This is a genomic window from Streptomyces sp. NPDC111606, from assembly GCF_055656945.1.
Map to the genome: position 1 here is coordinate 349,824 of NZ_JBVKBY010000003.1, position 12,418 is coordinate 362,241.

Annotated in this window: 7 protein-coding genes; 4 read left to right on the top strand and 3 right to left on the bottom strand. The window is 68.2% G+C overall.

Annotated elements, in window-relative coordinates; genetic code table 11:
- Nucleotides 1-406 precede the first annotated feature (406 nt).
- From ACZ7M7_RS13330 to fxsT, 4 genes are read left to right on the top strand one after another with little or no spacing between them, the layout of a single operon-like run.
- Nucleotides 407-2,545: an FxsB family cyclophane-forming radical SAM/SPASM peptide maturase gene (locus tag ACZ7M7_RS13330; protein WP_472115810.1), complete on the top strand. Its 2,139-nt coding sequence runs from the start codon at nt 407-409 to the stop codon at nt 2,543-2,545.
- Nucleotides 2,542-3,378, top strand: a complete 837-nt coding sequence (locus ACZ7M7_RS13335) for an AAC(3) family N-acetyltransferase (protein ID WP_472115813.1) — start codon at nt 2,542-2,544, stop codon at nt 3,376-3,378. Before ACZ7M7_RS13330 ends, ACZ7M7_RS13335 begins: the two co-directional genes overlap by 4 nt.
- Nucleotides 3,379-3,438: 60 nt before the next feature.
- The gene (locus ACZ7M7_RS13340; protein ID WP_472116651.1) at nt 3,439-4,701 is read left to right on the top strand and encodes a TIR-like protein FxsC; all 1,263 of its coding nucleotides are present in this window, start codon (nt 3,439-3,441) and stop codon (nt 4,699-4,701) included.
- A gap of 16 nt (nt 4,702-4,717) precedes the next feature.
- Nucleotides 4,718-8,767: an FxSxx-COOH system tetratricopeptide repeat protein gene (gene fxsT, locus ACZ7M7_RS13345; protein WP_472115816.1), complete on the top strand. Its 4,050-nt coding sequence runs from the start codon at nt 4,718-4,720 to the stop codon at nt 8,765-8,767.
- 11 nt (nt 8,768-8,778) lie between these two features.
- On the opposite strand, the gene ACZ7M7_RS13350 is transcribed toward fxsT, so the two are convergent.
- From ACZ7M7_RS13350 to ACZ7M7_RS13360, 3 genes are all read right to left on the bottom strand, one after another.
- The gene (locus ACZ7M7_RS13350; RefSeq protein WP_427843937.1) at nt 8,779-9,672 is read right to left on the bottom strand and encodes an alpha/beta fold hydrolase; all 894 of its coding nucleotides are present in this window, start codon (nt 9,670-9,672) and stop codon (nt 8,779-8,781) included.
- A 219-nt stretch (nt 9,673-9,891) separates the two neighbouring features.
- Nucleotides 9,892-10,740 carry a hypothetical protein gene (locus ACZ7M7_RS13355; protein WP_472115819.1) on the bottom strand — a complete coding sequence of 283 codons (849 nt, stop codon included), beginning with the start codon at nt 10,738-10,740 and terminating at the stop codon, nt 9,892-9,894.
- A gap of 7 nt (nt 10,741-10,747) precedes the next feature.
- Nucleotides 10,748-12,415, bottom strand: a complete 1,668-nt coding sequence (locus tag ACZ7M7_RS13360) for a PHP domain-containing protein (protein ID WP_472115822.1) — start codon at nt 12,413-12,415, stop codon at nt 10,748-10,750.
- Nucleotides 12,416-12,418 lie beyond the last annotated feature (3 nt).

Here is a 12,418-nt window from a genome sequence, read left to right on the forward strand (position 1 = left end):
CCAGGCGCGCCCGCATTAGTCTGATGCCGAGTGTCCACGTTCCCAGTGACCATCACTCGACAGGCCCCACTTCGGCCCCGCCGGTAGGCGCTGTGGCTTGCCCTGGCGTAGCGTGCTGACACACGCCACTTCGTCGAATCACCGACGGGGTGGTCCCTCACCTCTGCCCTTCGGGGCCGTACGACTTCGACAAGGAATGCCGTGACCATTCCAGCAAGAACCACTGCAAGCGCGTCTGTGCAGTCGGTAGGCGTCACCGGGTCCCCCAAGGCCCCGGTGCGTTTCGACGCTCCGCACGACCCGAAGAGCGTCCGAGGAGTGCGTCGCGCCCTGTCGTCCGTCCAGGCGCCCACGAAGACAGGGGTGACTTTCAACTCGTCCCTTTGATGGCAACAACTACTTCATTGTGACCAGTTCGCCCAGTCCGCTACGTCAGTTAGTACTCAAGGTGCACAGCAGGTGCGATCTCGCCTGCAAGCACTGCTATGTGTACGAGGCTGCCGATCAGAGCTGGAGTGATCGACCCAGGGTGATCTCGGCAGAGGTCGTCTCCTGGACGGCGCTGCGGCTGGCCGAGCATGCCAAGAGTCACGCCCTCGCCTCCGTTCAGGTGATCCTGCACGGAGGCGAACCCTTGCTGGCGGGGCCGAAACGCTTACGCCGTATCTGCGAACAACTGCGCACCGCCCTGCAAGGCGTGTGCGATTTGGATCTCCGCATCCACACCAACGGTGTTCAACTCAGCGAGCGCTACCTCGATCTCTTCGCCGAGTTCGATGTCCGGGTGGGACTCTCCTTGGACGGAGATCGGGCTGCCAATGACCGCTATCGGCTCTATGCGGATGGCCGTAGCAGCTACGACAAAGTACAGAGAGCGATCACTCTCCTCAACGAGGATCGCTACCGCCACCTCTTCGCAGGCGTCCTGTGCACCATCGATGTACGAAATGATCCGCTCTCCGTGTACGACTCCCTGGCTGCGACCCGAGCCCCCCGCATCGACTTCCTCCTGCCCCACGCGACTTGGGACGCTCCGCCCCTTCGCCCGGAGGGCGCAGCCGCCCCGTATGCGGCATGGCTCCTGGCCGTTCATGATCGATGGAGCGCGCAGGGTCGGCCGATGCCGGTGCGCCTGTTCGACTCGGTGATCAGTACCCTCGGCGGCGGCCCCAGCCTCACGGAAGCCATGGGACTGGAATCGGCCGACGTGGTCGTGGTGGAGACCGACGGCACGTACGAGCAGGCAGACTCGCTCAAAGTCGCTTACGACGGGGCACCCGCCACCGGCAGGACCGTCTTCCGGCACACCCTGGACGACGTCGCGGACCATCCCGGCATCGCCGCGCGTCAGAACGGGTTGAGCGATCTGTGTCAGCAGTGCCGGGACTGCCCGGTGGTGCGCTCCTGCGGAGGTGGACTCTTCGCACACCGCTACCGTGGTGACGGCTCGCATTTTGACAATCCGTCAGTCTATTGCGAGGACCTCATGGAGCTGATCCGTTCCCTGGACGCCCGCACCGGCGCCGGCGCGAACCGGCCGATCGACGGTTTCGACGCCTTGGCCGACGGCACGGACGGCGGCACCGCAACCCGTGTGCTCCAGGAGGCACGGCAGTCCGTCACTCGCGGGCTGATCGGCGTGATCGAGCGGGAAGTCCAGCCGGACGAAGCGAACTTGTGGTGGTCGTCCTGGCGGATCGCCGCGGACCTCGGACGTCGCGACAGCGCGCTCCTTGAACCGCTCCTGTCCCATCCTTACGCACGCACCTGGGCCGCACGCTGCTTGGCCGGTGTCGCGCCTACCGAACACCTGGCCTCCCTCGTGGCGGCTGTGGCGCTGCCCGCACAGGCCGTCGAGGAAGTGACCGTACCCGTGTCAAAGGGGTATGCCTACCTTCCGATGCTCGGGCGTCTGCGCACTCCAAATGCCCACGGGCACACGGTAGTGACGGGCAGTCAGATTACGGCCGGAGCGCCGGACTGGGAGCCGGTGCGCAGGGTCCGGGGCGACGGGCTGGACATCGTCCTGGACGATATCGACCCGTTCCGAGACTGTTTTGGCGGTGCGCCGGCGGAGCGGTTGACGGAGGAGGACGTCGAGCGATGGCAGTGTGCGCTGCCGCAGGCGTGGGCGTGCATCCGTAACGCCTTGCCCGCGACCGCCTCCGCCATGGCGGCCGAGGTACGGCTCGTCACGCCGCTGGCCGCTCCGGCCGACCCCGGATTCCTGCTCCCCGGAGGGGGATTCAGCGCCCTGGGTGTCCACCTCGATCCGGATCCGATGCGCATGGCGGAGGACCTCGTCCGCGGATACCGGCTGGGGCTCCTGGATGTCCTGCTGGATGTGTGCGAGCTGTACGACGAGAAGGACGTCCTCGCAGGTGAGCTGCTCGCAGACACCTACGCGCGTGTCGCCACGGACGCTCTGCGGAGCCATGCCGAGTCGGCCCGACGTACACGGGCGCAGTGGTCACAACTGTCGGCGTCGGCCTCGCTGACCGTGCTTGGGCGCCGGCTCGTCGAAGGCATGGGGAGGACACTGTGACCGACGCCCGGTCACTCGCCGCAAGTCTCGAAGCGCTGGGCGTCCAGCCCGGGGCCACCCTCCTGGTGCATGCTTCTCTGCGGCGGCTGGGCGCCGTCCCGCACACCCTCCTGGCCGCCCTCGGCGGCGTCTTGGGCTCCGCCGGAACGGTGGTCGTGCCCACGTTCACGGCCGGCAACTCCGATACCTCGCGCACGTATCGGGCAGCCACTCGACATATGTCGGAGCGTCAGCGCCATGCGCATCTCTCGGGCATGCCTGCCTTCGACCCTGCGAACACGCCCTCCGAGGACATGGGCAAGCTCGCCGAAACCGTGCGATGCGCGGACGGCGCGGTGCGCAGTGTGCATCCGCAGACCTCCTTCGCCGCCCTGGGCGCCCGTGCCTCCCAGTTGATGGCGGATCACGACCAGGAATGCCACCTGGGAGAGCGCTCGCCACTCGCGCGCCTGTACCGCACCGGGGCCCAGGTGCTGTTGCTCGGCGTCGGCTATGAAGTGTGCAGTGCCTTCCACCTGGCCGAGTACCGGGTCCACGGTGCCCCTTTCAAGGAGTACCGCTGCGTGGTCCTGCGGGCGGGCGAGCCGCACTGGATGTCGTACAAGGACGTCGATCTTGACGACAGGGACTTCGGCGCGTTGGGGGCGGCGTTCGAAGCGCCCGACGCCGACAGATCCGAACCGGTCGTGCGGCGCGGGCAGGTCGGCCGTGGCGATGCCCGACTGTTCCCCCTGAAAGAGGCCGTGGACTTCGCCACCCAATGGCTGGCCGGAAATCGTCCACCCAGCATTCTCGCAGACCCGTCACAAAACGCTGCGGGGTTCCTACACTGAGTGTCCGCACTTCGCGGGGCTGAGGCGGGATCGGGGGATCGCGTAGTGTCGACGGAATCCATGGGGGCGGGTGCTGCGGGGCCCTACTTCTTCCTCAGTTACGCCCACACCCCGTCGGACGGCGTGGACGACTCCGATCCGAACCTATGGGTCCGCCGCCTCTATCGTGACCTCTGCGGCCACATAACGAACATGACCACCGTCTCGGGGGACCGGGCCGGCTTCATGGACGGTTCGATGCGGACCGGTCAGGACTGGCCCACCTCGCTCGCCGAATCATTGGCCGCTTGCCGAGTGTTCGTGCCTCTGTACTCCCCCCGCTACTTCATCAGTCCCTGGTGCGGCAAAGAGTGGACCGTTTTCAGCCGTCGGCAGGCGTCTTACCAGGGGGACAGGCGCAGCGGAATGCCCAGCGCGGTGGTGCCGGCCCTCTGGTCACCCGTGCGCGACAACCAACTCCCACAGCGGGTCCGGAGTGTGCAGTACGCGCACCCCGAACTCGGCCAGCGGTATCAGAACTTCGGGTTGTACGGGCTGATCAAGGTCAGATCGTTCCGTGCCGACTACGAACGAGCCGTGTTCCAACTGGCGCATCGCATCGTCGAGGTGGGCGACAACGTCATGGTGGAACCCGGGGACCACAGACACCTGCAAGCGGTGGACGACGCTTTCGCGCCCGAGGCCGCCGTGCCGTCGCCGACAGGCCGCACACTGCGTATCACTGTGGCGGCGGGTGCTCTGGATCGGTTACCCGAGGGCCGCAGCTCCGACTACTACGGCGCAACTCCCCTCCACTGGAACCCTTTTTACCCCGAGTCCGGCCAACCTCTGGCCGCCATGGCCGCAAGCATTGTCGAGGGCCTGAAATACCGCGTCGTGGTGCGGGAGTTCGACGACACGTCCGAGGCGCCCGATTGCCCGGAGGTGCTCCTGCTCGACCGCTGGGTGCTGAGCGACCCCAAACACCGCGCGCGGCTGAGCGAGCTGGACGCCGGTCATCGCCCGTCGACCGGTCTCGTGGTGCCGTGGAACAGCGCCGACCCCGCCGGCCGGGCCGCGCAGCACGATCTGGCTGTCGACCTGGATACCGCTCTCCCACGCGCCGCGGAACGTCAACGGCGGGGCGGCCGGGCCGCTGCGTTGAGCGTCCCGGACCTACGGTCCTTCAGGACACTGCTGCCGCAAGTCGTGGAAGCGGCGGCGAATTCGTACCTCCACAGCGCCGGCGCATCGCTGCCCGACGCGAGCACACCGCGCTTCAAGCTGGGCGCCGCCGGGTCATCAGCGAGTGGTCCGCCCAGTTGGACACGGCCGGGACATTGAGGAGGAAGTTTCCGCGATGAGCAGCCAAGAGGAACGAGACGGCCACCAGGGCCGCATCGTGACGTTCTATTCGTACAAGGGCGGAACCGGTCGGACGATGGCTCTCGCCAACACCGCCTGGATCCTTGCTGCCAACGGAAAGCGGGTGCTCGCCGTGGACTGGGACCTGGAGGCGCCCGGCCTGCACCGCTTCTTCCATCCATTTCTCGACTCCGCGACGCTGGGCGCCACAACGGGTGTCATCGACCTGCTCAAGGACTATGCGTGGGCGGCCGGAGGCGAAGGCTCAACCGAGGACCGGCCCCCGGACTGGTACCGCGACTATGCACGTATCCAGCGTCACGCCGTGTCGCTGAACTGGACCTTTCCCGGGCCCGGCACCCTGGACCTGGTGTCCGCAGGACAGCAGAACCGCGACTACTCGGCGACGGTCAGCGTCTTCGACTGGGACAACTTCTACAACCTCGGCGGCGGTGCGTTCTTCGACGCCCTGCGCGACGACATGCGCGAGAACTACGACTACGTGCTGATCGACAGCCGCACCGGGCTGTCCGACATCGCCGACATCTGCACGGCCCACTTGCCGGACATCCTGGTGGACTGCTTCACCCTCAGCGACCAGAGCATCGACGGAGCCTCCTTCGTCGCCCGTGACATCCACGAACGATTCCACCGGCGCCGTATCCGCATCCTGCCCGTCCCCATGCGCATCGACGAGGGGGAGAAGGAAAAGGCGGACGCGGGTCGGTCGCTGGCCCGCGCGAAGTTCGACGGGTTCCCCGCCGGCATGACCGATGACGAACTCACCGCTTACTGGGGTTCCGTCGAAGTCCCGTATCGCCCCTACTACGGATACGAAGAGATGCTGGCCACCTTCGGCGACGAAGCGGGCGCCAATCCGACCTCCCTGCTGTCGGCCTTCGAACGGCTCAGCAGCGTGATCACTGACCGTGACGTCACCTCGCTGCCGCGGATGGACGACGAGGAGCGCCGCCGCGTCAACAAGGTGTTCACCCGCACGCGTTCGCACCTCCCGGCCGATCTGCATCTCAGCTACGTCTCCGAGGACCGGATGTGGGCCGAGTGGATCGCCGCTCTGTTGACCCGGGCAGGATTCCGCGTGATGCCGAGATACGTCGGTGGTGAGGGCGACGGCGCGGAGAGGCCGGCCGACCGCACCGTCGTCGTGGTCTCGGCGGCGTACCAGCGCTCCGGGCGGGCCCGTCAGGTGTGGGAGGCTGCCACGGGCGGCGACCCCACCGGACGCCGCCAGGTGGTGGCGGTTCGCGTCGGTGACTTCCGCCTGGCGCCCGCGTTCAGCGAGTCGTCCTCGGTCGACCTCGTCCGTACCACGGAAAAGAACGCAGCCTCCGCGCTGCTGCGGGCTCTCGGCAAGCCGTCGTTGCCGACCGACCTGCCCGACGATGCCGTGGCGCCGGACGCACGCTTCCCCGGCAACACGCCGGAGTTCTGGAACGTGTCGCCGCGCAACGCGTCTTTCACCGGCCGCAGCGCGCTGTTGGAGCGACTGAGGGACGGGCTGGCCGATCGCGGCTCCACCGGATCGTCGACCGTGTACGCCCTCTATGGACTGGGCGGTGTCGGCAAGACGCAGATCGCGCTGGAGTATGTGCACCGGTTCGCCGCCGACTACGACCTCGTGTGGTGGATCCCCTCGGAGCAGAACGAGCTCATCGTCTCGTCGCTGGCGACGCTCGCCGGCCGGCTCGAACTGAGGGTCGGCGACGAGGCGGCACAGGTAGCGCAGGAGGTGCGCGACTATCTGCGCCAGTCGAGTGCCATGCAGCGCTGGCTCCTCGTGTTCGACAACGCCGACGAGCCACAGGAGGTCAGCCAGCACTTCCCCGGCGGCAGCGGCCACGTCCTGGTCACGTCTCGCAATCAGACCTGGCTTCAGTACGGCGAAGCGCTGGAGATCGACCCGTTCCTGCGTGAGGAGAGTGTCGAGCACCTGCGGCGTCGGGCCGCGGACCTCTCGGACGAGGACGCGGACCGGGTCGCCGCCGCTGTGGGCGACCTGCCCCTGGCCCTCGACCAGGCTGGTGCCTGGCTGGCGGAGACCGGAACCCCCGTCGACACGTACCTGGCGGAACTGGAACAACAGGCCGAGCGTGTCCTGTCGCTGAGCCAGCCCGCCAACTATCCGAAGCCGGTCGGTGCGACGTGGAATGTCTCCATCGAGCGGCTCAAACAGCGGTCGCCGGCCGCCGTACGCCTGCTGCAACTGTGTGCGTTCTTCGCTGCCGAACCGATTTCTCTCAAACTGCTCTACGGCGACGAGATGATCCGCGTCCTCGCCGACGAGGACCCCTCGCTGCAGGAAAAGATGGTGCTCGGACAGGTGATCCGGGAGATCGGCCGGTTCGCGCTGGCCAAGGTCGACCGTGCCACGGAGTCGATCCAGGTGCACCGGCTGGTGCAGGCCGTGATCCGCTCCCAGCTCACCGCACAGGAACAACTGGATGCCCAGCACGTCGTCCACCGCATCCTGGCCGGCGCCCGGCCTTCGGGTGAGGAGCCGATCGACGACCCGCTGAACCAGGCTCAGTTCGCGGCGATCTGGCCGCACCTGGAGGCATCCGAAGCGAGTACCTGCGACGAGCCCGAGACTCGGCAGCTACTCATCGACCGGCTCCGCTATCTCTGGCGGCGTGGAGACCTGAACTCGGCCCATTCCCTGGGCCTGGAACTTCGGGAGCTGTGGGAGCGCCAGCTCGCAGAGCGCCGGGGGCTCGTCGCAGAACTGAAGGAGAAGGCCGCGGCGGGCGCCCGGTCCGAGGGACATGAGAGGCGGGCGTCGGGTCGGCTCGACGCAGAGCGACGCTACGTCGCCAACCTGGAAGTCCAGCTTCTGCATCTGCGTTTTCACATCGCCAACGTGCTGCGGACCATGGGCCAGTACGTGGAGGCGGAACAACTGGGCTCGGAGACCCTCACCCTCCAGCGGACCCTGCTCCCCGCAGGTCATCCGCACATCCTCATGACGGCGAGCGCGCTCGCCATCGACCTCGGCAATGTCGGCCGGTTCGACGCCGCTCTGGAGATGGCCACCGAGGCGCACACAGGCTTCCAGGAGACGTTGGGGGAGGACCACCCGCGTACCCTCAGCGCCAAGAACAACCGCGCTCTGTGCCTTCGGCAGCTCGGTCGCTACGCAGAGGCGCGCGACGTGGACCAGGAGATCTACGACCGTCGCCGCAACGACCTGGGCGCCGAGCACCCGGCCACCCTGAGCAGCGTCACCAATCTGGGGCGGGACCTGCGCGAACTCGGTGAGTACCGTGACTCGATCGCCCTGCTGAACACCGGGTACGACTCGTACGTCCGCCGGTTCGGAGAGTCCCATCCGGACACACTTCGGACGGCGAAGAGTCTGGCGGTGTCGCTGCGCAAGGCCGGACGGGTCGAGGAGGGTCGGGACCTGACCCGGCAGACCCGCGACCACTATCGGTTGCGAGGCACCGCCCAGACCACCCCCGACGTGCTGGACTGCACGCTGAACTACGCGACGGACCTGTATGCCATCGGCGCGCGCGAGGAAGCGCTCGCGTTGGCGCAGGACACCGTGCGCCAGTACGAGGTGGCGCCCGGCAAGCGGCATCCGGCCACCCTTGCCGCGATCAACAACCTCGGGATCTTCCTGCGCGGGTGCAGGGAAACGGCTCCGGCGCGCCTGCTCATGGAACAGAACTTCGCCACCCTGCGTGAGGTGCTCGGCGACCGCCACCCCTACACGCTGGCCTGCGCTGTGAACCTCGCCAACATCCAGGCCGAGCTGGGAGAGTTGCACGAGGCCGAGAAACTGGAGCGAATGGCGGTCGCAGGCTTCCAGGCCGCACTGGAGCCCGACCACCCGGACACCATCGTGGCCCGTGCCAATCTGTCGGTGACGTTACGTGACCTGGAGCGGCTCCCGGAGGCCGAGCAGCTCAAGGAGAGGGCTCAGGCCGATCTGACCCGGCTGCTGGGGGAGGATCATCCGCACACTGCGAGCGTGCGCGAGGGCAAGCGCATCCACCGAGATCTGGAACCGTTGCCCGTGTGATCCGCACCCTCTCAGGAGCTGTGGAGCGCCAACCGGGCCCTGCCGCCCAGCAGCCAGGTCACGATGCTTGGCAGCACGCGCAAGGACGCGAAGTGCGCTTCCCTGGGGTGGAAGACGGCGCGCCCCCTCGGAATGTGTTCGGCCAACCAGCGAGTGTGGCTGGCCGGGGAGAATACGTCCTGTTCTCCGTGCCACAAGAGCACCGGGACGGAGATGTCGTCCAGCGAGAAGCCCCAGGGGCTGCAGAATGACAGGGCGTCGTCCACCCAGCCGTCGGCCGAAACGCTCAGCGCCTCACGGTAGTTGCGCACCAGCATGGCCCGGATACCGGCGTCGGCGACGACTCTCAGATCGGATTCGGTGAGTTCCCAGCGCAACTGGGCCAGGAGCCGGCGCGGATCGGCTCGAATGTCCACGGAGCGTTTACGCAGACTGGCTGCGAGCTCCTCGGGGCCGGTGAGGGCCTTGGCGTACTCGTCGACGTTCGAGGCCGCCATCCCCGCGAACCAGTCCAGGCCGTCGGCGTCTCGCGGAGCGAGGCTCACCAGTACCGCCACCCGGGTCACTCGGTCGGACAACAGGGCTGCGCAGGCAAGGGCGTGCGGCCCGCCTCCGGATCGGCCGACGACAGCGAAGCGTTCGACGCCGAGGGCATCGGCGATGGCGGCGACGTCGGTGGCGACGTGCTCGACGCGTCGTCCCGGCAGCCGGTCCGAGGGGCCGTAGCCGGGACGGTCGTAGGTGATGAGCCGAACTCGCTGGTGATACAGCAGCATGGGCCGAGGCGCCGGGCCGAGTCTGCTGCCGGGGGTGCCATGAAGCAGGAACACCGGAAAACCGTTGAGATCTCCAGAGATCTCAACGGCTAATCGGCGCCCGTCCCCCGTATACACGTCTTTGAGCATGCGCGGCCCCCTTCCGAAGCCCCCCGCCCGCTGCGGCATGCCGTGTGGTCGTGCAACGGCCATTCCCCATCGTGCCCCAGATCATCCCGATGTGCGGTTGTTTCCGGCTTCTGGCGGGTCAATGGCCAAGAGGTGGCGGGGGCTTGTCGGTTCGGTTCGGGAGATGAGGGCCGCGGTGACCGTTTCTGCGGTCCCCGCGGCCCTCGCACGACTTCTGGGTCAGCTCGGGACCTGCTTGTACGAGTACACGGCCGTCGCCACGGCGCACACCCCGGGCGGGATCATCTCCGCCCGAAACGTCCCGCTGTTCACGTCGTAGTCCACCCCCTCCGTCTCGAACGCCCCCGTGCACACGCTGCGCTGCGGCAGTGCGAGCAGGGACTTCACCGCGCCGGTTATCGGCTGGCCGTCGACCTTGCGGGGCAGATCCACCTGGAGGAGTGGGCGGGGTTCGGGGAAGAACGTGCCCGTGGCGTCGTTCGAGGCGCACAGCAGGCGGGTGTCCGTCACGAAGTCGCAGCCCTGGATGTCGCGTACCGGCTTGTCCAGGCTGATCTGCCAGGCCTCCCTGAGGTCTCCGCCGGTCGGTGGTGTGGCGGGGTTGAGCAGGGGAGCGGGGAAGACCTGGAGTCTTCGCTGTTCGCCCCACTCGCCCGACACCAGCCACTGCCCGTCGGGCGAGACCGTGGCGAAGGAGTTGTTGAGCTTCTCACCCGGGTTGAGCTGGTGGACGTACTCGTAGCGCTTCCCGGCCGGGGTCGTCACCGCGAACATCTTGGATGTAGCCGTGTCCGGGCCCTGGTAGGCGTCGAAGACGTGGCCCTGGGCGATGTCCGGGTCGCCGACGTGGTTCCAGCCCTTGATCCGCAGGCTCAGCGGGATGTCGGCCAGACCCCGGTAGAGGAGCGAGCCGTCCGCCCGGGCGGCGAGACCCTGCCCGCCGCCCAGCGTGTCGGTGTACGCCGTGCCCGACTCGGCCCATTGCGGGTCACCGGCCGCGGATGCGGTGCCCGCGCCGAGCCCCAGGGCGGCCAATAAGCAGACGGGAGTGAGGAAGTGACGCTTCATCAGATTGTCAGGCTCCTGCCACGTCGACGAATACGGGATTCGAATAGAACCACGTATCGGCCCACGGGTCACCGTCTCCGGGCGGGTGCGGGATCGGGCCGTGCGGGTCGACCGAGGCGCCCAGGTAGCCCGTGCCGTGGCGGTTGCCGTCGCTGCCGCGCAGGCGGACGTAGAAGGACTCGTGCCCGGCGGTGAGCGGGATGCGCAGGGTGTACGTCCCCTTGCGGCCGCTCACGTCCTTCGTCGTCACGACCTTGGTGTCCGGCGCCTGCCAGGCGTCCCGGTCGGCCACCGGGCCGCGCACCGCGCCGCGGATGACGTCCACGTGCGCCAACTCCGGCAGGATGTCCTGCGGGTTGGGCCGGGAGGCCGTCGTGACGGTGATGTTCAGTGTGAGCTTCTCGCCCTTGCGTACGCGCAGCCGGCCGCCCAGGGTGACGCCGCGGCCGTGGTCGCAGTCCCGCTTGAGGCGGACGTCGAGGCCGTCGAGCAGATGCCCGTGGTCGAGCCAGACCCGGCCCGCGCGCAGGCCCGCCATCACGGCGCGGTAGCCGTAGCGGGTCACGCCGACGTGCGTGCGGCTGAACTGGCCCGGCCAGAAGTCGCTGCCCGGCTGCGGTGTGTCGGTGTTCACCGGGTCGGGCAGCTTGCCGGTGTTGTCGAAGTTCTGGCCCGCGGGCCAGTCGCCGTTGCGCCAGGTGTCGAAGACGATGCGGTGGGCGTCGGAGTTCGTGGTGATCGAGAACAGGCGGCCCTCCGCCAGCATCGAGTCCCACAGCCCGCCGACCGTCGCGGTCGCCCAGTCGAAGCCGCCGTACGTGAGGAACGCCTCCGCCGGGTAACCCGGCCAGGACTGCGCCGAGGGCTTGTTCTCGTACTCGCCGCGCATGGACGTACTTCCGCGCCGGCCGGGGATCGCCGCGCCCTGGGCGCCCGGTGCGCCCTCCATGCCGATCATGATCTCGGGGGCCGCGTCCCGCCAGCCCCGCATCTCGTGCGGGGAGTCGATGCCCAGGCGCAGCGGGTGGTTGGCGAGGACGAGGACGTCGTCGACGTAGCCCTTGCGGCGCTGCTCGGCCAGCCACTTGATGGCCTTGACGGCGTGGGCCTCGTTGCGGGCGGTGTCCGCGTCGGCGGGGCCGCCCTTGTCGTAGCCGAGCAGCTTGCCGTCGTAGGCGCTCTCGAACCGTGTGAGCAGGTCGACCTCGTGCCGGCCGGGCGCTGCGAAGACCGTGCAGTGCTCGGCGGCCGGGATGTACCACTCCAGGCCCTGGAAGATGAGCTGGCGCGGGTTCTCGGCACGCGCCTTGAGGATCTCCTCGTGCTCCAGCGCGGCCCCGTACTTGGCGTGCCCGAAGTTGGAGTGCTCGGTGAACACCATCCAGTCGAGCCCGTACTTGGCGCCCGCGGCGGCCAGTTGGGAGAACGTGTACTTGGCGTCGTGGCTGTAGACGGTGTGGATGTGGTGGTCGCCGACGAGGTAGGCGAGGCGCGGGTCGTCGCCGCCCCACCCCCGTGCGGACGCCGCCGCGGGCACGGCCGCGGCGCCGAGCGCGAACGCGGCGCCGAACAGGCCCGCGCGCCGCAGGAGGCCGCGCCGGGAGGCACCCTGCGGGTCGAGGTCGGCGGGGGTGACGGACGGGTCCGCCCAGGTGGGCAGCTGTTGATCGGTCATGTT

Coding starts and splice junctions, on each gene's coding strand:
- ACZ7M7_RS13340 (WP_472116651.1), top strand. CDS start 3,439: ATGGGGGCGGGTGCTGCGGGGCCCTACTTCTTCCTCAGTTACGCCCAC.
- fxsT (WP_472115816.1), top strand. CDS start 4,718: ATGAGCAGCCAAGAGGAACGAGACGGCCACCAGGGCCGCATCGTGACG.
- ACZ7M7_RS13350 (WP_427843937.1), bottom strand. CDS start 9,672: ATGCTCAAAGACGTGTATACGGGGGACGGGCGCCGATTAGCCGTTGAG.
- ACZ7M7_RS13355 (WP_472115819.1), bottom strand. CDS start 10,740: ATGAAGCGTCACTTCCTCACTCCCGTCTGCTTATTGGCCGCCCTGGGG.
- ACZ7M7_RS13360 (WP_472115822.1), bottom strand. CDS start 12,415: ATGACCGATCAACAGCTGCCCACCTGGGCGGACCCGTCCGTCACCCCC.